30 protein-coding genes are annotated in these 19,746 nt (G+C 67.7%); 7 read left to right on the top strand and 23 right to left on the bottom strand.

Annotated elements, in window-relative coordinates; all coding sequences use genetic code 11:
* Nucleotides 1–112 precede the first annotated feature (112 nt).
* Nucleotides 113–460, bottom strand: a complete 348-nt coding sequence (locus J7E87_RS24900; protein ID WP_215096746.1) for a hypothetical protein — start codon at nucleotides 458–460, stop codon at nucleotides 113–115.
* A gap of 333 nt (nucleotides 461–793) precedes the next feature.
* Here J7E87_RS24900 and J7E87_RS24895 point away from each other — a divergent pair, with 333 nt between their 5' ends.
* Entirely contained in the window at nucleotides 794–961 is a 168-nt protein-coding gene (locus J7E87_RS24895; protein ID WP_215096745.1) for a hypothetical protein, read from the top strand.
* 12 nt (nucleotides 962–973) lie between these two features.
* Complete coding sequence (locus tag J7E87_RS24890; protein ID WP_251017955.1) at nucleotides 974–1,450, top strand: hypothetical protein; 477 nt, start codon at nucleotides 974–976, stop codon at nucleotides 1,448–1,450.
* A gap of 243 nt (nucleotides 1,451–1,693) precedes the next feature.
* On the opposite strand, the gene J7E87_RS36220 is transcribed toward J7E87_RS24890, so the two are convergent.
* On the bottom strand, nucleotides 1,694–1,897 hold the full coding sequence (locus J7E87_RS36220; RefSeq protein ID WP_215096743.1) for a GrpB family protein: 204 nt from the start codon (nucleotides 1,895–1,897) through the stop codon (nucleotides 1,694–1,696).
* Between the two features lie 459 nt (nucleotides 1,898–2,356).
* Here J7E87_RS36220 and J7E87_RS24880 point away from each other — a divergent pair, with 459 nt between their 5' ends.
* Nucleotides 2,357–2,590 (top strand): hypothetical protein, encoded by a 234-nt coding sequence (locus J7E87_RS24880; RefSeq protein WP_374195224.1) that lies wholly within the window; start codon nucleotides 2,357–2,359, stop codon nucleotides 2,588–2,590.
* Between the two features lie 522 nt (nucleotides 2,591–3,112).
* A complete protein-coding gene (locus tag J7E87_RS24875; RefSeq protein ID WP_030693997.1) occupies nucleotides 3,113–3,316 on the top strand; it encodes a cold-shock protein in 204 nt (67 codons plus the stop codon).
* A gap of 374 nt (nucleotides 3,317–3,690) precedes the next feature.
* Here J7E87_RS24875 and J7E87_RS24870 read toward each other — a convergent pair whose 3' ends face one another.
* The 9 genes from J7E87_RS24870 to J7E87_RS24830 all read right to left on the bottom strand — a co-directional run bounded on the left by J7E87_RS24870 (nucleotide 3,691) and on the right by J7E87_RS24830 (nucleotide 9,643).
* On the bottom strand, nucleotides 3,691–3,849 hold the full coding sequence (locus tag J7E87_RS24870; protein WP_215096741.1) for a hypothetical protein: 159 nt from the start codon (nucleotides 3,847–3,849) through the stop codon (nucleotides 3,691–3,693).
* 410 nt (nucleotides 3,850–4,259) lie between these two features.
* Entirely contained in the window at nucleotides 4,260–4,865 is a 606-nt protein-coding gene (locus J7E87_RS24865) for a GAF domain-containing protein (protein ID WP_215096740.1), read from the bottom strand.
* Nucleotides 4,786–5,451: an ATP/GTP-binding protein gene (locus tag J7E87_RS24860; RefSeq protein ID WP_215096739.1), complete on the bottom strand. Its 666-nt coding sequence runs from the start codon at nucleotides 5,449–5,451 to the stop codon at nucleotides 4,786–4,788. Before J7E87_RS24860 ends, J7E87_RS24865 begins: the two co-directional genes overlap by 80 nt.
* Nucleotides 5,429–5,821 carry a DUF742 domain-containing protein gene (locus J7E87_RS24855; protein ID WP_215096738.1) on the bottom strand — a complete coding sequence of 131 codons (393 nt, stop codon included), beginning with the start codon at nucleotides 5,819–5,821 and terminating at the stop codon, nucleotides 5,429–5,431. The genes J7E87_RS24860 and J7E87_RS24855 overlap by 23 nt, the downstream gene beginning before the upstream one ends.
* Nucleotides 5,822–5,824: 3 nt before the next feature.
* The gene (locus J7E87_RS24850) at nucleotides 5,825–6,220 is read right to left on the bottom strand and encodes a roadblock/LC7 domain-containing protein (RefSeq protein ID WP_215096737.1); all 396 of its coding nucleotides are present in this window, start codon (nucleotides 6,218–6,220) and stop codon (nucleotides 5,825–5,827) included.
* A gap of 33 nt (nucleotides 6,221–6,253) precedes the next feature.
* The gene (locus tag J7E87_RS24845) at nucleotides 6,254–7,846 is read right to left on the bottom strand and encodes a sensor histidine kinase KdpD (protein ID WP_251017954.1); all 1,593 of its coding nucleotides are present in this window, start codon (nucleotides 7,844–7,846) and stop codon (nucleotides 6,254–6,256) included.
* A gap of 276 nt (nucleotides 7,847–8,122) precedes the next feature.
* Nucleotides 8,123–8,587 carry an SRPBCC family protein gene (locus J7E87_RS24840; protein ID WP_215096736.1) on the bottom strand — a complete coding sequence of 155 codons (465 nt, stop codon included), beginning with the start codon at nucleotides 8,585–8,587 and terminating at the stop codon, nucleotides 8,123–8,125.
* Between the two features lie 43 nt (nucleotides 8,588–8,630).
* Entirely contained in the window at nucleotides 8,631–9,203 is a 573-nt protein-coding gene (locus J7E87_RS24835; protein ID WP_215096735.1) for a TIGR03086 family metal-binding protein, read from the bottom strand.
* 17 nt (nucleotides 9,204–9,220) lie between these two features.
* Nucleotides 9,221–9,643, bottom strand: a complete 423-nt coding sequence (locus tag J7E87_RS24830) for an SRPBCC domain-containing protein (RefSeq protein WP_215096734.1) — start codon at nucleotides 9,641–9,643, stop codon at nucleotides 9,221–9,223.
* Nucleotides 9,644–9,732: 89 nt separating this feature from the next.
* Between J7E87_RS24830 and J7E87_RS24825 the strand changes: the two genes are divergently transcribed.
* Nucleotides 9,733–10,065, top strand: coding sequence for a helix-turn-helix transcriptional regulator (locus J7E87_RS24825; protein ID WP_215096733.1), 333 nt, complete (start codon nucleotides 9,733–9,735; stop codon nucleotides 10,063–10,065).
* A complete protein-coding gene (locus tag J7E87_RS24820) occupies nucleotides 10,062–10,499 on the top strand; it encodes an SRPBCC domain-containing protein (RefSeq protein WP_215096732.1) in 438 nt (145 codons plus the stop codon). The genes J7E87_RS24825 and J7E87_RS24820 overlap by 4 nt, the downstream gene beginning before the upstream one ends.
* Nucleotides 10,500–10,625: 126 nt before the next feature.
* On the opposite strand, the gene J7E87_RS24815 is transcribed toward J7E87_RS24820, so the two are convergent.
* The 11 genes from J7E87_RS24815 to J7E87_RS24765 form a co-directional block, all read right to left on the bottom strand.
* Nucleotides 10,626–12,152 carry an SDR family oxidoreductase gene (locus tag J7E87_RS24815; RefSeq protein ID WP_215096731.1) on the bottom strand — a complete coding sequence of 509 codons (1,527 nt, stop codon included), beginning with the start codon at nucleotides 12,150–12,152 and terminating at the stop codon, nucleotides 10,626–10,628.
* Between the two features lie 51 nt (nucleotides 12,153–12,203).
* Nucleotides 12,204–12,461, bottom strand: coding sequence for a gas vesicle protein K (locus J7E87_RS35385; protein WP_251017953.1), 258 nt, complete (start codon nucleotides 12,459–12,461; stop codon nucleotides 12,204–12,206).
* Nucleotides 12,462–12,609: 148 nt separating this feature from the next.
* Nucleotides 12,610–12,909 carry a gas vesicle protein gene (locus J7E87_RS24805; RefSeq protein ID WP_374195223.1) on the bottom strand — a complete coding sequence of 100 codons (300 nt, stop codon included), beginning with the start codon at nucleotides 12,907–12,909 and terminating at the stop codon, nucleotides 12,610–12,612.
* Entirely contained in the window at nucleotides 12,899–13,714 is an 816-nt protein-coding gene (locus tag J7E87_RS24800) for a GvpL/GvpF family gas vesicle protein (RefSeq protein ID WP_215096729.1), read from the bottom strand. The genes J7E87_RS24805 and J7E87_RS24800 overlap by 11 nt, the downstream gene beginning before the upstream one ends.
* Nucleotides 13,711–14,178 carry a gas vesicle protein gene (locus tag J7E87_RS24795; protein ID WP_215096728.1) on the bottom strand — a complete coding sequence of 156 codons (468 nt, stop codon included), beginning with the start codon at nucleotides 14,176–14,178 and terminating at the stop codon, nucleotides 13,711–13,713. Before J7E87_RS24795 ends, J7E87_RS24800 begins: the two co-directional genes overlap by 4 nt.
* Nucleotides 14,179–14,180: 2 nt before the next feature.
* Complete coding sequence (gene gvpO / locus J7E87_RS24790; protein ID WP_215096727.1) at nucleotides 14,181–14,708, bottom strand: gas vesicle protein GvpO; 528 nt, start codon at nucleotides 14,706–14,708, stop codon at nucleotides 14,181–14,183.
* A 3-nt stretch (nucleotides 14,709–14,711) separates the two neighbouring features.
* Entirely contained in the window at nucleotides 14,712–14,963 is a 252-nt protein-coding gene (gene ccmI / locus J7E87_RS24785) for a c-type cytochrome biogenesis protein CcmI (protein WP_215096726.1), read from the bottom strand.
* Between the two features lie 2 nt (nucleotides 14,964–14,965).
* Nucleotides 14,966–15,763 carry a GvpL/GvpF family gas vesicle protein gene (locus tag J7E87_RS24780; RefSeq protein WP_215096725.1) on the bottom strand — a complete coding sequence of 266 codons (798 nt, stop codon included), beginning with the start codon at nucleotides 15,761–15,763 and terminating at the stop codon, nucleotides 14,966–14,968.
* Nucleotides 15,760–16,254 (bottom strand): gas vesicle protein GvpJ, encoded by a 495-nt coding sequence (gene gvpJ, locus J7E87_RS24775; RefSeq protein ID WP_215096845.1) that lies wholly within the window; start codon nucleotides 16,252–16,254, stop codon nucleotides 15,760–15,762. Before gvpJ ends, J7E87_RS24780 begins: the two co-directional genes overlap by 4 nt.
* Before the next feature lie 5 nt (nucleotides 16,255–16,259).
* Nucleotides 16,260–17,186: an SRPBCC family protein gene (locus J7E87_RS24770; RefSeq protein WP_308313068.1), complete on the bottom strand. Its 927-nt coding sequence runs from the start codon at nucleotides 17,184–17,186 to the stop codon at nucleotides 16,260–16,262.
* A gap of 135 nt (nucleotides 17,187–17,321) precedes the next feature.
* Nucleotides 17,322–17,936, bottom strand: a complete 615-nt coding sequence (locus tag J7E87_RS24765) for a hypothetical protein (protein ID WP_215096723.1) — start codon at nucleotides 17,934–17,936, stop codon at nucleotides 17,322–17,324.
* 366 nt (nucleotides 17,937–18,302) lie between these two features.
* Here J7E87_RS24765 and J7E87_RS24760 point away from each other — a divergent pair, with 366 nt between their 5' ends.
* Nucleotides 18,303–19,115, top strand: a complete 813-nt coding sequence (locus J7E87_RS24760; protein ID WP_308313067.1) for a maleylpyruvate isomerase family mycothiol-dependent enzyme — start codon at nucleotides 18,303–18,305, stop codon at nucleotides 19,113–19,115.
* 125 nt (nucleotides 19,116–19,240) lie between these two features.
* Here the strand turns inward: J7E87_RS24760 and J7E87_RS24755 are convergent, their stop codons facing one another.
* Complete coding sequence (locus J7E87_RS24755) at nucleotides 19,241–19,738, bottom strand: phospholipase (RefSeq protein WP_215096721.1); 498 nt, start codon at nucleotides 19,736–19,738, stop codon at nucleotides 19,241–19,243.
* Between the last annotated feature and the right edge of the window lie 8 nt (nucleotides 19,739–19,746).

Genomic DNA, 19,746 nt, shown 5'->3' with positions numbered 1-19,746 from the left:
CAGGGGCCATTCGTCTGTGGTGGAGACGGGACTTGAACCCACGGCGACATCGCTGCCACGACGGTTTTCGACCCTGTCGGTCCCTGCCCGAGGGCTATCCCGACCAACTGCCTCAAGACAGGATCGGCTCAGCCCAGACAGTGCTGACGAATACCGAGTGGGAAGTCACGGCTCGACGATTCAGCACAGCGTCGGCAACGCAAGCTCCGATGTGCTCATCGGGGGCGATGATCGCCCGGCCACGGCCCCGAGGTCCGACACGGACCAGATAGCGCAACCCCTCGATCTCAACGACACCACACTCACCCGCTGACCGATCAACGGAGTCGCTCAGCCCCTCCACATGCCAACCGGCCTTGCGCGCGTAGTGCATCCAGACGCCAAGCGCCTGCACTTGATCCTCCGTGACATTGTCGCTCGGCAGGGCGATGATCTGAACAGGATCAAGGCGCTCTTCCATCCCCACCCCTCGCATGCCGGACCAGTGGGGGCGAATCTTGCCAGGTCGACTTGGGGCAGCGTCGGCCCGGCTCCCGCAGGGCCATCTGTGGCAGTCGAAGGACGCTACTGGCGGCTCTAAGTCACGGCCGTCGCGAGCGTTGTCGCGGCTTGCGATGCCTTTGATCCCCAAGCTCCTGTAGCTGTGCCCGAGGTGTGACCGTCACGGCGGGGCCTCACAGGGACTGCCGGGGAGCATACCCACCCAGCACGGATCAGCCCTGGTCGATAGCGGTCCTGGCCAGCCACCGTGCACTCCGAACCAGGGGCCCACCCCCTACGTTACGGTGTCGTCATGGACGTAGCGTTGGGCAATCTCGCTCATTGGTACGAATCGAAACGCCTGATGGTCAACCCCCGCACGGACATCGAGTCCTTGCGGCGACTCATTCCCGTAGACGACGACCCTTTGTTGCTCGCCGTCTACGACGAGAAGTGCAACGGCATCGTCCGCGATTCCTGACAGGTCGTGATCATGGCATCCGACCCTTGGCAAGGGCACAACTTCGCAGCGCTGTTCTCCGTCCTGGTCGCCGGTGCGGCGACCGTGCTGGGCCTCACCGTGTACCTGTGCTCACGGTTCACACGACAGGCCCGTCGGCGGTACACCCCGTTCGCCGTATGGCGGGACGTCTCCCTGGTGACGGCCGCCGTGGGGCTCGCCCTTTATCTGTGGGGGTGCCTCCACGTCCTCTTTCTCGAGGACCAGGAACAGGCCGAGGAGTGCGAGCGGCAGCGCCCCGAGGGAACACCGACCCTGGTCGGCCTCAGAGGCGACTTCATCCCGCTGCGGCTCGTATGCGAGGCATCGGACGGCCGCGACTACTCCATCGTCATCCCCGACTACATCAACCCGACCGTCGCCGTCCTGCTACTGCTCGCGCTCGCCTGCGCCCTCACCTCCGCCCTTCTCCGCCACAAGCAGGGCACGACAACACCGGGGAAAAGCTGACCTGTTGAGCCCCGCCGACATGACCCGCCGCTCCTAGCTGCGGAAGTGGGGAGGAACCGGGCCCGGTACAAACCCGCGTAGGCGCCGGCGATCGAGCAACTCCTCGTCGATTCGGTTCTGTGCCAGGGAGCTTGATCCGACGAGTCGCGCTCCCACAGCCAGCAGGGCCCAATGTCGGCGTCCCGCAGGTCAGGGCCCACTCAGTGTGAACAGCAGCCCGATCGACACCTGCAAGGCACCTGATCAAGTGCGATCGCTGAAGGTCGCAAGGACCCCTTTCACGAAAGGTGCCTTGTGTTCCGTGTACGCCTCGCGGTCGCTGCGGAACCGGGCAGCGAGGTCACGCTTGAGAGCTGCGTAACGTGCAGCCAAGCCCGGATCGGCCCGGAGAGCATCGCGGAACGCGAGCTCGTCCAGGTAGCGACGTGACCCGCCCTTTATCGCCACTCGCCCAGCAGGGGGCAGCGTGCCAGACCCGTGCCCGTCCGGCGGGGGGCGCGGGGGCGCCCCGCCGCCCGAGCCATGACCGACCCCCGGATCAGAACTACTTCACCGCGGTAGACGACGAAGCTTCGTCCGAAGCCCTGGCCAGTCTCAGACTGCGCCACAGCAATGCGAAGACCGACGATCGCATTGGCGCCCCGCCCGGGGGCTTGCTCCTCTATGGCTGACAGGGCCTGCTCGAGGCTGCCCTTGTAGCCCGTGTCTGGCGGTGACCAGCCACGCTTCCGGGGGGCGGGCTGCCGTACGCAGCAATGGGGCTCTTGTTGGTGGTGCACCTCTCCATGACCGCAGCTTGGGTGCTGCTCCGTGCACCCGGAGGCGGGCAGCGTCGTTTGGCGCTCCGCCGTGGCGGACGTGGATCAGGAATCGAACACATGTTTTAATTTAGTCATGGTGCGAACGATGTTTCCTCACGACCTGGTGCGGGCGCAGCACGACTGGAACCGAACGTACGCGGCGCTCGCCGCGCCCCGGCCCGGCAACACCACGGTTCTGCGTCGCCGACTGCTGCGACTGTCCGTCGAGGTGTTCTGGCATCCGTTCTGGTCCACAGGCCGCGGCCGGTCTCCTGCCGCCCGGGTGGCGCTGCGCCAACACGTTCATGCCCAGGAGCAGGGAGAGGTGTGGCCGCGGTGAGGATCATCTGACGACCGCAACAGCGGCATCCCGTCCGCCGGCGACCGGCGAGAGCCTGATCGAGGCGGCCGAGAGGGGTGCGGGCCGGGGCGGTCGGTGTGGGCCGGCGATCCGGCCGGCGAGCCTGCGCCGGTCGACGGCGTTCTTGCGGGCCCGGCGGTGACGGTGCGGTCGGCGGCGCGCCTCTTCACAGCACTGACGGGCGGCCCCCTCGCGGAAACACTTCGTCAAGGACGAGCCAATATCTGTGGCCGCGAGGTGAGAAATCGACGCAACGCGCGGTGAGGCTATCTCACCAGCAGGCCGGCTGAATTATCCACCAGCGCAAGGTCCGATCTCACCGTGGTACTCTCGATCCCAGTTGCAGTTGTGGTTCCCAAAACTCCAAGTGCCCCTACCTGTTGTTCATTCCAGGTGGGAGCACTTTTGTATTTCCGGTCATTTTCCGGGCGGGGCAATCATTAAAGCGACACGGAGTCGGCAAAGTGCGGACTCCGGGCACTGCCCCGAAGGAGATTTGACATGGCATCTGGCACCGTGAAGTGGTTCAACGCTGAAAAGGGCTTCGGCTTCATCGAGCAGGACGGTGGCGGCCCGGACGTGTTCGCCCACTACTCGAACATCGCCGCCCAGGGCTTCCGTGAGCTGCAGGAAGGCCAGAAGGTGAACTTCGACATCGCGCAGGGTCAGAAGGGCCCGACGGCCGAGAACATCGTTCCCGCCTGACGCTGACGCATAGTACGCAGCTGGGGCCCGCACCGTGAGGTGCGGGCCCCAGCTCGTTGCATTGCGGGGCAGAGCCCTCTCCCTCGTCCTCATCGCGGCCTTCTCCGGACTGGCGGACGCGGACCATCGCGTTTTCAGCGCGTGCCGGACTGCGTCGACAGGGTGCGCCCGGTGTGGCGCAGGTCGTAGAAGCGACCTTTGGCGGGTCCAGGCCCGCAGCACAACCATGGCCCACAATCCCGCCGGGGGACACGTCAGCCCTTGGCCAAGGCGCTCTGCAGCGCGGCATTCGTGCTGTGAACGTCCAGGGAATCCAGGTGAGGAGGGACACTGGTCGTATGCCCCTACCCAAAACGCATCATTGCTCGGCCTGCTCAGACGATGCCGCGCCGGACACAGTCCTTCACGAAGACCTCGTCGTCGGAGCACCGCTGTCCATGGAGGATCTCACCGACGCGCAGCGCCTCGACCGGTTCGCCCGCAAGTATGCACACGACGGTTGCCGGGTCACGGAAGTCCGGCGGGTGCCGCACGACACCTTGAGCGGCTACGCCTGGTCTGTCCGCTTCACCGCGAGTTCGTGACAAGTTGATCACCAGGCAGCTCCGGGAAGACACCTGCGGAGGAGCCCGCCCCGGCGGTCAGTTCCGGACTTTGCGCAGCGGGACGGCGATGCCGCGGCCTGCCTGAGCGGAGGGGCCGTGGCACGCCCTCTTCGCGGACTGGCATCCACCGCTGACGTCAACGACGGCGGACAGCGGCGGAAGCGGACGTACGAGGACAGCCCGTCCGAGGGCGCTCCGCAGGCCAAGTTCAGACTTGCGACCGAACTCCTGGAGCGGGTGTCGGCCCGCCCGGCCCGGCTCGAACGGGCTGGCGCCCCTCCACAACGGGACGGTGCCGCGGGTCTACAGCTCCGGCCGATCGCCTCAGGCAGGCTCCCTCACCGGCCGTGCTCCGACCGCTCGATGCGCTCCACCAGTTCGGCCGCCATCGTCTTGATGGTCTCCAGCCCTTTATGACCCCAGGGCTGGGGATCCTGGTCCACTACACAGATCGTGCCCAGCACCATGCCCGTGTGGTCGATCAGCGGCGCTCCCAGGTAGGAGTGGATTCCGATCGCATCGACCACGTGATTCCCGGCATAACGTGGATAGTCGCGGACATCCTCCAGCACCAGAGCCTTGCGCCGCCTGACCACATGCGGGCAGAAACCAATGTCGAAGTCACGAGGCATCACCCGGCCGGGGACGGGGTCCTCGAGAAGGGGGGACTCCAGCTCCACGGTGGTGTCGGAGGCCGCGCTGTACAGGCCCGCGAAGTACTGACGGTTCTCGTCGATGAAGAAATTGACCCCCGCGTAGCACCCCCCGGTGCGCTTCGCCAGTTCACGCGCGAAGTCGTCGAACTCAGGAACGGGCTTGTCCTCGATCCCCAGTTCCCTGAGCCGGAGTGCCCGGGCCTGCGCCTCAGGGTCCTCCGGAGGGAGAAGCAGATGACGCACTGCGATCTCCCCTCCGAAGGGAGATTTGTACACCGTCGCTGCCATGGGAACCCCTTGAATCGATCAGATGCTGCACGAGGGAAAGTAGAATCCGAATACCCGATCTGGACAGGCGGGCATCACACAGGACCACCGGCACCTCGGGCTTGAGGTCCAGCGCCGCCCGTACCTCTTCCGGCTGATAGTGGTGCGCCCCGTCGAACTCATTGACCGCGACGAGGAATCTGATGCCACGCGCTTCAAAGAAGTCAACCGCCGCGAAACTGTGGTCCAGCCGGCGGGTGTCGGCGAGCACTACGGCACCGAGTGCGCCGGCTGACATCTCGTCCCACATGAACCAAAAGCGCTCCTGGCCGGGCGTGCCGAACAAATAGAGCACGTGGTGGGGGCTGATGGTGATCCGGCCGAAGTCCATCGCGACCGTGGTGGTGGCCTTGTTCTCCACCCCGTCCAGCCTGTCCGTGGCGGCACTGACCTCGGTCAGCAGCTCTTCCGTGCTCAGCGGCTCAATCTCGCTGACAGATCCCACAAAGGTGGTCTTGCCCACCCCGAAGCCCCCGGCGACCAGAATCTTGATCCCCATCGGAAGTGACTCTGCACCGGGTGCCTCAGAGTCGTTTGAGGAGCCCATCGCGCAACGCCTCCAATAGATCTGGATCGGGGCCAGGATTTGGCCCCTGTTTTCCCGTGTTGAAGGGTCGCGTGACGACCGCGCCACGCTCCGCCAAGTCGGACAGCAGCACCTTGATCACCGTTGCGGGCATTCGTGTGTGACCCGCGATCTCAGCCACCGTGACCGGCGTCCGGCACAGCTCAAGCACATGTGCGTGATCCAGTCCGAGGTTGCTCCGAAGCACGGTGCCCGTGGCCACCACCATGGTCATCAAGTCGAAGTGGCACGTGGGTCTGGTGCGTCCGTCGCTGACGGTGTACGGCCGGACCAGCCGCCCGACGGCATCGTCGAACAACGGCCCATCCGGATCGTCCGAGTCGTCCGGCATCTGTCACTGCCCGACCGACTGACGGGGAGCGGCCCCCAGGTGGGGGCGGACGCTCTTGACCATCATGGTGATCTCGTAGCCCAGCACCGACACATCCGCTTCGCGCCCGGCGAGCACTGCCAACAGCGCACCCTGCCCGGCCGCGGAGACAAAGAGCAGCGAGCTGCTGAGCTGGGTCACGATCTGCTGCACATCACCGCCGTCGTCAAATCGCTTGCCGGCACTGCGGGCCAGGGAGTAGAGCCCGCTGGAGAGGGCCGCCAGATGATCCGCTGCGTCTTTGTCCAGTCCGTCCGAGGCCATCACCAGACCGTCCGAGGACAACAGCAGTGCGCTCCGCGTATGCGGTACGCGCTGTACAAGGCCGCTCAACAGCCAAGAAAGATCTTCGCTCACCACGATCGCGCACTTCTCCTCAATGACGTGAAACTGCTAGGGGGCCGGGTCCGGTCGGGTATGACCGGCAAGTGATGGGGAGGTGCCGGTTTCCTCGGCTTCTTCGGCCAGGCGGACGCCGGTCTGGAAGGCGGCCATCAGGCCGGGATCGTGCTCGACCTCCTTCGGCGCCGCGGCGGCGTGGGAGGGCTGCCGCAGTTGCGGGGAGAGGTGTTCCTGACGGCGGCGCTTGGGCAGCACGGGGCGACCAACCTCCGGCGCGGGGGACGCGACGGGGGCGAATGGTGGTCCGGCCACCGGTGCGGGTGCGGGTACCGGTGCGGGTACCAGTGTCGGTACCGGGCCCGGAGCGATGGGCGTGTCCCGCACAACTGCCTGCTCCGCCGAGTCGTCGACGTGCCCATGAGGGGCGGACGGAGTGACGACCGACGGTTGTTGCTGTGATTCCACCACGTCCGGACGCCGGCCCAGCAGCTCATGCGGCAGCACCACCACAGCCTCTGTACCGCCGTAGATATTGCTCTTGAGCTGTACGGCGATGCCGTGCCGCCGGGCAAGGACAGAGACCACATACAGGCCGATCCGACCGTCCTGGAGCCGCTCACCCAAAGCGATCCCATCAGGGGAAGCGAGCAGGGCATTCGTCTGGTTCCGCTCGGTGGAGGTCATGCCCAGGCCACGGTCCTCGACCTGGACCGCCAGACCGGCGGTGACGTGCTCGGCACGCAGCAGCACCTGGGTCTGGGGAGGGGAGAACACCGTGGCGTTCTCCACCAGCTCCGCCAGCAGGTGGACCACGTCGACGACCGCGTGCCCGCTCACCGTCCCGTCTACCGGGGGCACCATCTTGACCCGCGAATACTGCTCGATCTCCGCAGCCGCGGAACGCAGCACATCGCTCATGCTGACCGGTCGGGTCCACTGGCGGTAGGAGACTGCGCCGCCGAGCACGGCGAGATTCTCGGCGTATCGCCGGATACGGGTAGCCAGGTGGTCCACATGGAACAAACCCTTGAGCAAGTCCGGGTTCTCGACCTCGTTCTCCAGGTCGTCCAGCAGCCCGATCTCGCGGTGCACCAAAGACTCCAGCCTGCGGGCCAGATTGGCGAAGACCTCGAACTGCTCGCCGCCGCGCGACCGTGCCGCGAGATCCACCGCCGTCGCCTCGGCAGCGCGCTGGGCGGATGCGACCTCGTGTCCAAGCCGATCCGGCGCATCCCCCGTCGGCACGGGCAACGGGCTGTCCTGCTGCCGCTGACGCTCTATCAGCTCTTGGCCACGCTCCATCTGCTGCCGCAGCTTGGCCAGTTCGGCCTGGCCGCGTGCGGCGAAGAGGCTCAGCTCGGTATAGCGGCGCGCGACGGCCCGGGCCTTGGTGGAGGCGAAGAGCCCTGCGCCCATGAGGATCGCGCAGATGAGCAGCAACTCGCCCGTGAGCAGAACCCAGAAGGCGGCCTTGTCGACGTGGCCCACACCCGCGGTGAACAAGAGAGCACCGGCTGCGGCTCCGGTGATTGTGACCAGCCCGGCAGGCAACACCGCGAGAAGCACCATGTGGCGGTCAACTGCCTTGCCACCCTCGCCCAGAGTGTCCGGGACATGCCACGCCTTGGAGTCGACTGACGTCATCTCCTCGCGGGCATGAGCGGGCCACATCGAAGGTTCCTGCATCACAGTCCCTGGTCGCGATATCAGCCAGCAGGCCGAAAAGTGTACGGCGCACGTTACCTCTAACAGCACTCCACGTCACGAGCGGTGACGTCATGGGGAATGATTTGCCGGACCGGACGTTCCCGAACTGGCCTCAGTGCTGTGACATATGTCGGATCGAACCACTTCGAGCCTTGCGCCACTTCCGCCCGAAGGTGCACCGCGCCGGAACGGCTTGCCCTTCTCCCACAACAGTCAGGCGTCCGCGGATTGTGGTGGCTCCAGCAGCTTGCGCGCCAGATCGCGTAGGTCCTTGCCGGTCGAGGAACGGACTTTTCTTGCCATGATGGGCGCGGCCAGGCGGTAGTAGCGGCCGGCGTCGCCCTGAACCCGGATGCGCGCGAGTGTGCCCTGTGGGTGTGGGTCGAAGGTGTACGTGACGTGCATGGGCATGGGCCCCGCCACGGAGACCATGTCCAGCAGCTGTGGAGGTTCGTACACGGCGACGCGGAGCACGTAGTCGATGCGTTTGCCGAGGAAGTGGGCGGTACGAGTAACCTCGGCGCCGACGCCGAAGCCGCCTCCATCCGCCTCCCGGGTCTGCTCGGCCGTGCGGATGCCCTGGGTCCACTCGGGATCGTTGCGCCAGTCCATGGCGTACCCCGCCACCCGGTCGGGCGGGAGCGGGATCACCCGCTCCGCTGTCTCGTCGATCGTCATTCCGGTCCCTCGATCTCCTTTCCGGTCGCCTCTCGCCGGGCGGTCATCCGGCCCACTCAGGATTCCTCCCGCTGGCACCGAGGGCACGCTGGAAGGCAGGCGCGTCGACGGATACGGGGACGAGGGGGCCATAGGCGCCGTTGGTCCGGGCCTGCTCCGCGATCTGCTCGACCGCGCCGAGCGCGAGTTGCGCTGTGTCCTCGCTGATGGCGAAGGTCTGCCCGGTGGCGCGGGCCAGGTCCCAGCCGTGCAGGGCGAGTTCTTCCAGGGTGATGGCGGACGCGAAGCCGGCCGGCATCTCGCCGGGGCCGAAATCGGTGATGCCCTCGTACGCGCCGGGGTTGCCCCAGGCCGCCGCGGCTCGGTCCGCCGACTCGGCGACGTCCGTCGGTGACGTGGCCGATCCATCGGCCTCGGCCGGCTGCTGCTCCTTGCGTGCGGCGCGCGCGGAGGAGGACAGCGTCTCGCCCAGGTGGTCGAGGAGCTCGGCGACGGTGTACTTCTCGCACGGGGTGCGGTAGCCGAGCTGTTCGGTACGGATGCCGGTGGCCGTCGCCGCGACCTCATCGGCGCATTCCCGGATGGCGGTGCGCAGCGTGCTGTGCTCGATGTTCATGACATCTCCCTCGGAGGTCAGCTGTTGAAGAAGGGTGCGGGTTTGCCCGTCTCGGCATAGGCCTTGAGCTGTACGAACTTCGTTGCCCAGCCGTATGTGAAGTCCCGGTAGGCGTCGTCGACGGCGGGGAAGCCGCTGTGCGTGAAACGCAGAGTGACGTCGCCCTCGGGGCGGGTGAGGACCTCGTAAGACTGCAGAGTGCCGGTCCAGGGGCCGTTCTCGGCCGCCAGGACGAGCCGCTTGCCGGGCTCCGCCTCGGTGATGCGCAGCCGCCACGGCTCCGGCACGCCCGGGAACTGCAGCTCGTGCAGACCGTCCACGTCCTTGTCGGCGGTGGCGGTCGTGGTGAACCAGCCCCTGATGCCCTCAGTCGTGGAGATCGCCGCGTACACGGTGTCCGCGTCGGCCTCGATGTGCAGCTGCATCGCGATGTCCGCCATGACGTGTACTCCTATGTCGGTTGCTTTAGTAGAGACTAAAATGACTTCCCCACCGATGGCAAGTTGAAGTGGCCGCTAAAATGAGGTGTATGGATGCGGTACGGGCGGTCGCCGAGCCGAGACGTCGCGAGATTCTTCGCCTCGTCTGGGACGGAGAGCTGTCCGCGGGCGAGATCGCCGAGCGGTTCGACGTCACGTTCGGCGCGGTTTCCCAGCACCTCAAGGTGCTCAGGGACTCCGGCCTCGTTACGCTGCGCCAAGAGGGCAAGAAACGCTTCTACCGGGCCGACCGCGAGGGCATGGGCCCGCTGGCCGACTATCTGCAGTCCATGTGGGCCACCAAACTGGACACGCTCGCCGAGCTGGCGGAAGCGGCGGAACGAGCCGAGCAGCCCGAAGAGTCCGAAGGGACGAGCCCGTGAGTACCGACGTGGTCACCCTGGAACGGCGCATCGCCGCCCGGCCCGAGACGGTGTTCTCCTTCTTCACCGACCGGAACAAGTGGCTGTCGTGGATGGGCAAGGACGGCCGGTTCAGCTTCGAGCCCGGCGGTGCCTACCGGACGAACATCACCGGCGACAACGTCGCCGAAGGCCGTTTCGTGGAGATCGACCCGCCCAAACGCCTCGTCTTCACCTGGGGCTGGGCCGAGGGCGGTATGTCCATCCCGCCCGGCTCCACGACGGTCGAAATCACCCTCGAACCGGTCCCGGACGGCACCCTGCTCCGCCTCGTCCACCGCGGCCTGCCCACCCCCCAGGCCTGCGCCGCACACAGGGAGGGCTGGGTGCACTATGTGGACCGGCTCGCGACCCTGGCGGCGGGCGGCAACCCGGGTTCCGACAACTGGATGTGAACTGCCCGGCCATTGAGTCACTTGCATGAGCCCGGCCGACGACGCCACTGTCCGTTTGGTGACTCATTTTTGTGACGCATCGTCCCCGCAGGCCCGGGCCTGGGCGGCGACGGCGGGTCGTGGCGCTCAGCCCGGGTTCGCGCCGTGCCCGTCGTGTACGGCGTCCGCCTGGCTGGCGGCCTGCGCGATGTTGCGGGCCATGCCGCCGAACACGACCGAATGGAACGGCGACACGCTCCACCAGTAGACATGCCCGAGCAGACCGTGCGGGTGGAATAGCGCCCGCTGCCGGTAGCGGGTGCGCCCCTGGCCGTCGCGGTCGGAGTACATCTCCAGCCAGGCGAGCCCCGGCAGACGCATCTCCGCACGCAACCGCAGCAGCCGGCCCGGTTCGATCTCCTCCACGCGCCAGAAGTCCAGCGAGTCCCCCACCCGCAGCCGTGCGGCGTCACGGCGGCCACGGCGGAGTCCGACGCCTCCGGCCAGCCGGTCGAGCCAGCCCCGTACCGCCCAGGCAAGCGGGAAGGAGTACCAGCCGTTGTCACCGCCGATCCCCTCGATGACCTGCCACAGCGCCTTCGGTGATGCGTCGACGGCGAGCCCGCGCCGGTCGATGTAGAGGCTGCCCCCTGCCCAGTCCGGGTCCGAGGGCAGTGGATCGCTCGGAGCGCCGGGCAGCGCGGAGGAGGACCAGCGGGTGGTGACCTGGGCGTCCCGTACGCGCTGAACGGCCAGGGTGAGGGCCTGGTCGAAGCCGATCGGGGCACCGGGCGGATCGGGTACGTACTGGGCGATCTCGTGCTCGCGGCAGACGACTTCGTGGCGCAGCGACTCGGCCAGCGGGCGGGCGAGGGAGGGTGGAACGGGCGTGATCAGGCCGATCCACAGGCCGGACAGACGGGGGGTCAGCATCGGTACGCGCAGGATGAGACGGTGGGGAAGGCGGGTCACCACCGCGTACCGCCGCATCATCTGCTCGTACGTCAGGACGTCCGGCCCGCCGATGTCGAACGCCCGGTTCACCTCGTCGGGCATTCGCGCACTGCCCACCAGATACCGCAGCACGTCCCGGACGGCGATCGGCTGGATGCGGGTGCTGACCCAGCTCGGGGTGACCATGACCGGCAGCCGCTCGGTGAGGTAGCGCAGCATCTCGAAGGACGCCGAACCCGATCCGATGATGATCGCGGCGCGGAGCACCGTCGCAGGCACGGCCGAGCGGAGGAAGGTCTCGCCGACCTCGGCGCGGGATCGCAGATGGGGTGAGAGTTCGCGTTCCGGCACATCGGCCGGGGTCAGCCCGCCCAGGTAGACGATGCGCCCTACGCCCGCGGCGCGGGCCCGCTCGGCGAACAGCCGGGCGGCCCTGCGGTCGGTTTCCTCGAAGTCGTCTCCGGTCCGCAGGGCGTGCACCAGATAATAGGCGACATCGATACCGCGCAGTGCGTCGCCGACCGAATCCGGATCGGTCACATCCCCGCGTACCACCTCGGCACGACCTGCCCAGGGGTGATCGCGCAGCTTGTCCGGAGACCGGGCCATGCACCGTACGCGGTGCCCCGCGTCCAGCAGTTCGGGCACCAGCCTGCCACCGATGTAACCCGTCGCGCCTGTCACCAGACAGTGCAGGCTCTGCGTGTCCCGGCCGCTCATGGAAGCCTCCGATCCGCGGGGGTTCCCCAATGCCACTCTCCCGCGTGCGTATCAGTCCCGCCGCAGCAGCGGCCCCAGCGGTCCGAGGTCGATGTTCAAGTCCTCCTGGGACAACCCGAAGTGCTCACGCAACTCGGCCATCCGCTCCTCGAGCGCCATCAGGGTCAGTCCGAGCTGCTCCACCTGTTCGTCGCTGAGACCACCCGCGTCCACGCGGCGCAGCGCCTGCCGCTCCATCAACTGGCGCAGCAGTTCCACGACGGTGAGCACCAGCCCCACCAGACCGCGCTCCACCGACTCGGGATCCATCGTGACGCGCCGCGCCGGCCCCCGGGCTCTGTTGTCGCGGGTGAGACGCGTGCGACGCGTTCCTGCCGCGGGGGCATGCGTCGCCGCTCCGGCCCTCCAGTAGTGCCGCGTCCGCTTCACGGCCGGCTCACCGTCTCGCCGCACGCGCTCACTGTCGGTCATAACGCCCTCCGGTTCCCTGGAGGGTCCCGCCGGCGTCGCGGCCGCCGCCACCGGCGATCCACTCCTCGCGTACGGAAGCCACCAGCGCCCTCAGCGAGATGCGGACCAGGTCGATATCGGCGATGCACAACGTCACGTCTCCGGTGACCACGACGCCGCCGGCCAGCAGCCGGTCGAGCAGGTCCACCAGCGCGACCTGCCGGGACTCGAGCGCACGCGACGGCCTGCGCACGGGCTCGTCCCCGCGCACGGGCTCGTCCCCGCCGATGGGCTCTTCACTGAGCACGGCTCTCACCCTCCTGTCCGCTGTCCTGTCCGCTGTCGCTGATCGCGGTGAACGAGTACGCCGGCCACGGGCCGCTGAGCTCCAGCCGGATCTCCGGGAAACGCTGTTCGAGGGAGGCCACGGCGGCGGCGAACTCCTCCACGCGTGGGTCGGGCACCAGGTAGGAGTTGTTGAGAACCATCCACCCCTCGTACTCGGCCAGCCGTGCGTCCTGCGGCGGATGCTCCGCAGTTCTCACGGCCAGCTCGGCGAGCGCCGCGTGGATCGCCTCCGCACACTCCGTGGCACGTACATGCGCGGTCTCCCGTCCCCTCTGCTGCTCTTTTCGGCGCAGTAGATAGGCGGTGCCGGGGCTGCTGTGGCCACCGGTCCGGTCGCCCGGGGAGTCCGGCACGAACGCCTGCGGGTCCACGTACGCCTTCACGCCCCACTCGGTCCGGCCCGCGAGCAGGTCCAGTACTGAATCGAAATCGGCTCGTCGTTCGTCCAGAAGGGAGCGGATCCGTGCGTCGTCGCGGTACATGGTCGCAAAGCGCAGCGGTACGACACACCCGCTGCGGGCCGCATTGTCGATCACCCAGTGGTGGGCCCGGACGGCCGCCTCCAGCCAGGGCAGATCCTCCAGGTGGGCGCGGAGTTCCTCCTCCCCGAAATCACTCAGCGGCACCGACCCGACGACGGCCGAGAGTCCCGCGCCCTCGACGACGCGTACGGGCTCGCCCGCCACCCCCTTCAGACCGGCCGGAACACTGGTCCCCGCTGTGGGCGCCACGGCGTAGAGCCAGGTGGCAACGGCGTCGTTCATGGCCTTGACCCCCTGTCGCCACCGGACCTCCGGCCCGGTGGACGCCGTCGCGGCTCCGCCTCCTGCTCCTCCCGCTCCTCTCCCTCCTCCTGCCGGGGCTCCGCACGCCCGAGCCCTGCGTCGGCGGTCGAGCGGCGGCCGGCTTCGAGCTCGCCGATCCGGCGCCGCAGGCGCTCGTTCTCCTCGACGACGTCCCGCTCCCCCACCGACAGGGTCGGATCGTGCTCCCACCAGTCGATGCCCATCTCACGAGCACGGTCGACGGAAGCGATGATCAGCCGGATCTTGATGGTGAGCAGCTCGATGTCCAGCAGGTTGATACGGATGTCACCCGCGATGACGATGCCCTTGTCGAGCACGCGCTCCAGGATGTCGGCCAGGTTCGCCGGTTCGGAGTGAGAGGGCCGGCGGGCAGGGCTCGTACCGCCGCGGCTCGGGCCCGCCCAGTCCGGGCCCTGGCTCATGGTCACTGCTCATCCGCCCTTCCCCGGTAGTAACGGCGGTCGCGGCGGTACGAGACGAGTTCTCCCTCCTCGTCCACCTCGACCCGGTACACGGCGAGGATGTCGGTGGAGTCGGGTATCCGGTGCGTCTCGACGACCTCGATGCCCACCTGCCAGCCGTCCTCGGTCGATTCCAGGGAGGTCACGCCCTCGGGTGGCTCCCCGGTGAAGTCCTGGACATGGCGCGCCGCGTACTGGGCGGCCTTTCGCGCGGTGATGGCCGGGCGTCGGCGTGATGAATCCGGCTCGGAGTCGCCCCGGCGGCGTCGCGACTCGTCCGCCTCGGAGTCGCCCCGGCGGCGTCGCCGCTCGTCGGGCTCGGAGTCGCCCCGGAGACGTCGCGGCTCGTCCGCCTCGCCTTCGTCACCGTTCGGGCGGGACCGCCCAGACGTCCCGTCCCTGGTGCTGTGGCGGTCCGGGGACTCCCGTTCGCCGGAACGGCGCCGTTGCTCGGCCTCGGGCGCCCCGCGTTCACGTTCTGTCCGCGGCATGGATCACACCTCCAGGCCGCCGCGCGGAGGCCCCGCGGCCAACAGGCGGCGCACAAGTTCCTCCTCCAGGTCCGCCGCCTCTTCCTCCGAGATCTCGCCGCTCTCCCGCGCCTCCTGAACTTCCTCCAGGCGCCGGCGGATGACCGCTGGATCGGTGAACTCACGGTTCGCCTCTTCGTGCACCCGCTCGGCGATCCACGCCACGCCCCGGACCGGCGCGAGCGGCAGGGTCAGCAATCCGGTGAACAGTCCCATGGTTAACGCCTCTCCCCGAGGCCGGCCATCGCCTCGGTCACGAAGTCGTACGGGGCGACCGGCCCGAACAGGCGCAGCCGGATCCGGCCGTGCCAGCGCCGCGCAAGGTCCTCCGCCGCCTCCTCGAAGGCCGCACGCCGTTTCCCGTCGACCAGGAAGGAGACATCCGCGACCGCGTCGGCGGCACCCGGTTCCTCCGGCGCCACAGCAACCGCGAGCGGCGCCAGACAGCGGTCGATCTCCACGGCGTCCATGTCACGCTTGTCGGCAATCGCCTCGGCAAGGATCTGGCCGAGCTCGATCCGCCGGTAGTAACCGGCGTCCTCGGACATGTGCTTCAGCTCTTCGCGCAGCCGCTGGGCCTGCGGCTGTTCGTCCAGCACCTCCCGCAGCACCTCGTCCTGTACGTACCGGGCCCTGAGCGTGAACTGGGCGGAGCCCTCCAGCCGGTCGAGGGCGGTCATGAAGTCGTCGTAGCCGCCGACCAGCAGTTCATCGGTCACCGCCTGTGCGTCCCGCAGCACCGTCCCGAACCGGAAGGGCAATACGGGTTCCGACCCGGCCGCCAGCGAGTCCAGCACCTGGGCGTGCGCGCGCAGGTCGTCGGGCGTTCCGAGCGGCCGGTCGTCGGACACCTTGCTCACGACGGCCGCGATCCCGCGATGCCGGACGTAGGTGACGTGCGCATCGGAACTCGCCACCGTGGGCAGAGCCTCGACCTCCGTGGTGGCCCCGGATTCCCGGACGACTCCGTAGACGTACCAGCCGGCCCCGGGCGTCTGCGACGTGGACTCCGTCATCGGTCCCGTGCCTTACCACTGGCGGGCCGCGACCGGCGTCGGGGCTTCACTTCCTCCGGCTCCGGCTCCTCTTCTTCTTCGGGCTCGTCAGCTTCCTCGGACTCGTTCTCGTACTCCTCGTCCTCGTCGTCGTCCTCGTCGTCACCGTGGATGATTTCCTTGGCCTTGTCCTTCACCCCTTCCACGGCGCCCTTAGTCTTGTGCTTCGCCCCGCCCTCGCTGATTTCCTCCATCAACCCGGGCAAGCCACGTGTCTCGGTTCCAGTGCGGGCGAGGTCGAGACGGTTCACCGCCTCCGCGAAGCGCAGATAGGTATCCACGCTCGCGATGACTATTCGGGCGTCAATCGTCAACAGCTCGATGCCCACCAGCGAGACACGGACGAAGATATCGATGACCAGGCCTTTGTCCAGGATCAGGTCGACTACCTCTGCCAGGCCCCCTGAGGAGGGCCGCTCCAGGTAGCGGTTGCCTGAGCTCGCTACGGTCATCACGCTCACCTGCTCCTCGCCGAGGACTGCCGACGCCGACGGCCGGCCGGCTTCTCGTCCTCTGCCTCGGGTTCGTCTTCCTCAGGTTCCTCTTCCTCAGGTTCCTCTTCCTCAGGTTCCTCTTCCTCGGGTTCCTCTTCCTCCTCCTCTTCCTCTTCCTCGTACTCGTCCTCGGGCTGCTCTTCTTCCTCCTCCTCGGGCCGCTCCTCGCCCTGCTCCTCCTCGTCCGCCGCCTCGTCCTCGCGCACTTCCTCATCGCTGCGCACAACCTCGCCGTCGCGCACCTCACCCCGCCACCCCTCGATCTCCTCGGGGTTGAGAATTACCTGGTTCATGACGTGACGGCGGTAGTGCTTCAACTCCAGCCGCGCCCGGCGGCCTTGGGCGCGCCAGAGGTTCCCGGTCTGCTCGAACAGACCCTGCGGGTAGTACTGCAGAACCAGCAGGACCCTGGTGAGGCGAGGCGCGAGCTCATGGAACGTCACCGCCCCGTCGACATGGCCCTTGTCAGCCTTCGACTTCCAGACGATCAGCTCGTCCGGCACCTGCTCGATGACGGTCGCCTTCCACTTGCGGTGAGAGAGGAAGATCTGCGCCTTCCAGTTCGTTTCCGTCTCGGATTCCGTCTCGACGTCCTCCACCTTCTTCATGAAGGTCGGGAAGTCCTCGAACTGCGTCCACTGGTTGTACGCGACGGAGACGGGGACGCCCACATCGATGTGTTCGACGATGTTGACGACCTTGATCTTCTTGTCCTTCGAGTCTCCGCCCAGGCCTCCGGACACCGCCTCCTGGACCTTCTCCGTGGCCTGGGAAACGCCGTCGCCGACCTTGGACTTGATGAGCTCTTTGCCCCCAGCGAGCGCTGCCTTGGCCCCCGCGCCGCCGCCGAGCCCGCCGAGATGTGTCAGACTCCCGACCTTGTGCTTCACTGTGGAGAACGCTCGCTCTCCGACAGCGCCAACAAGGTTCCGTGCTTCTTCCTTCAAGCGGTCCGTAGGCAGTTCCTTGGCCAACGTACCGAGCCCGCCCGAAGACTGACCTTTTGATCGTTCAGCCATAGGTCATCACCCTCGGCTTCGCGGTGTGGACCGACCGGCGGCAGCGCTCTTGCTCTGGGAGGACCGGCTGCCGGTGGTCTTCTTCTTGTCTGCGGCGGGACGGGCTGCAGCCTTCTTCGTACGGCCTTCGCTCGCGACCGGCTTCCGCGCGGGCCGCTGCCTGTCCTGCTCCTTGGCCTCCTCGGCCGACTCTTCTTCCTCTTCTTCTTCCTCTTCTTCCTCGTCCTCGTCGCGCGGCTCTTCCTCGTCCTCGCCGCGCGGCTCTTCCTCTTCCTCGTCCTCGCCGCGCGGCTCCTCCGCCTCCGGTCCGGCGCGAAGCGACGAGGCTCGCCGCTGCATCCGGTCACTCAGCGAGTTGATGCGATTGCCGGCTGCAGCCACCGCGGCCGTCTTGCCCGCTGACAGCAACTCGTCGCGCACGGTGTCCGTGAGCTTGCTCAGCTCGGGGGACTTGAGGAGTTTCGTCCCCAAAGCGTCCCTACCGGGAAGCAAGCGACTGCCGGCCGCCATGCCGCCAAGCGTCAGCGCCCACCGCATCTTGTGGGAGCGCCCGAGGAGGTATCCGCCGGCAAGGGCAAGTGCTACCTGGCCGTTCTTCATGATCTCTGTCTCCTCCTGCATCGTTGCCGATGTCCGGTCGGCGACCCCGCACTCACGTCGGCCGGGGTCCTCCCTTTACCGGGACGCTCGAAATGTCGTGTTCCCGATCTCCGTGCGGGCATGCACTGAAAAGTAGGACATGTACTTAATTATGGTTCGTTATGACCCATTGACGCTTTGGGAGCGATGGGGCGGAGAGTTGCGCTTCGGTCACTGGCCGTCAGCGGTACGGAAAGGCCGACGCCACGACCGTCCGGCTTGACGCTCAAGCTCTTGCCGCGGCCTTCTTCGCCTGGTTGGGTACGCGGGCGATCCCGAACAGGTTCGTCGGCGGACTGCGGGATCCGCTGTCGGTACGAGGGTGATGAGCGGAGAGTCGTGGCGTCAGTGGCTGGGCAGGAAGTACGAGGCACTCTGCCTGAGGGGCTTGGTGACGCCATACGCGGCACCGCCGAGGACATCGCCGCGCTGCTGCGCGGGGTTGCCGACACAGGTGTTCCGGTCCCCGGGTCGCAGTGGAGCGTCGGGGCGGCCGCAGCGCATCTGGCGCAGGCCAATGAGCTGATGGCCGATATCGCGGCGGGGCAGGAGCGCAGCCATGGGGACGGCACCCCGCAGAGCCTCGCCGCGGCCAATGAGCGCGCGCTCGCCGCGTTCGACGAGCGCGAGGCCGATCCGCTGGCCGAGATGATCGCCGCTCAGGCTGCCGCCTTCCTCAAGGCGGTGGACGAGCACGCGGCGCAGGGGACTGTGGTCACGCCGCTGGGTCCGATGAGCCAGGCCGAACTGGGCTCATATCTGCTGGCGCACATGCTCGGCCACGGCTACGACCTGGCCCGCGCCCTGGACCGTCCGCACATGATCGACCGCGCCCGGGTCGAGCTGACCCTGCCCTTCTTGATCACGGCCATGCCACGGGTGGTCGACACCGCTGCCACCGCCGAGCTCACCGCCCGCTACACGATCCGCCTGTGGGGCGGCGCCCGCTTCGGCGTGACCCTCACCAACGGCGCGGTAGCCGTAAGTCCGCAGCCGCCGAGCCGCCCGGACTGCACCATCCTCACCGAGCCGGTCACCTTCCTGCTCATGGCGCTCGGCCGTTGCGAGCCGTGGGGCGCCATCGCCCGGGGCCGCGTCCTCGCCTGGGGCCGCAAGCCCTGGCTCGCCCCCCGCTTCCCGACACTCTTCAAGGCGCCCTGAACTCCGGCGCAACGAACGAACCGCCCCACCCCTCGGCACCCCCCGCGCGCACACCGAGTCCGGACGCACCCAGGTCCGGACTCGGTGACGCGACGTCAGCTGTCAGGCATCGCAGAGGCGGCTCATCAGGCGGCCTGCTCCAGCTTGTTGGCGCCCGCCTCGGCCGCCGAGAAGCCGAAGACGTCGACTGCGTGGTAGTACGTCCAGGCTGTGGCGGCGCAGGCCGAGTAGGTGGCGCCCGAGTAGTTGGCGCAGACGCGCCGGAGGTCCTCGTAGAACGCGGAGTCGACGCGGGCCTTGTTGGCGGAGAAGGTGCCGGCCGCCTTGTAGTTGCGGTAGCCGAAGTCGTGGCGGGCGCAGGCCGTTTGGAAGGGGAAGCCGAACGGGTTGTCGGGCGAGGAGCTGCAGTAGTCCGTCGACCAGTCGAAGCCGTACGCGGCCCAGGCGCCCTGGTTCTGACGGGCGGCGTACCAGGCGTTGTAGCTGGAAGCGCTCGTCTGGGTCCAGGAACTGAGGACCTGAGGCTTGTCCGCGGGGGCCGCCGCGGCGGAACCGGCCGGGATCAGGGCGATGGGCAACGACAGAATGGCGGCGGCGAGAGGTAAGGCGAAACGACGACGCATGCGTGACC

This window comes from Streptomyces sp. ISL-1, from assembly GCF_018614585.1.
In the GTDB taxonomy this organism is placed as follows: domain Bacteria; phylum Actinomycetota; class Actinomycetes; order Streptomycetales; family Streptomycetaceae; genus Streptomyces; species Streptomyces maoxianensis.
This window is presented reverse-complemented; position numbering and strand designations above follow the sequence as displayed.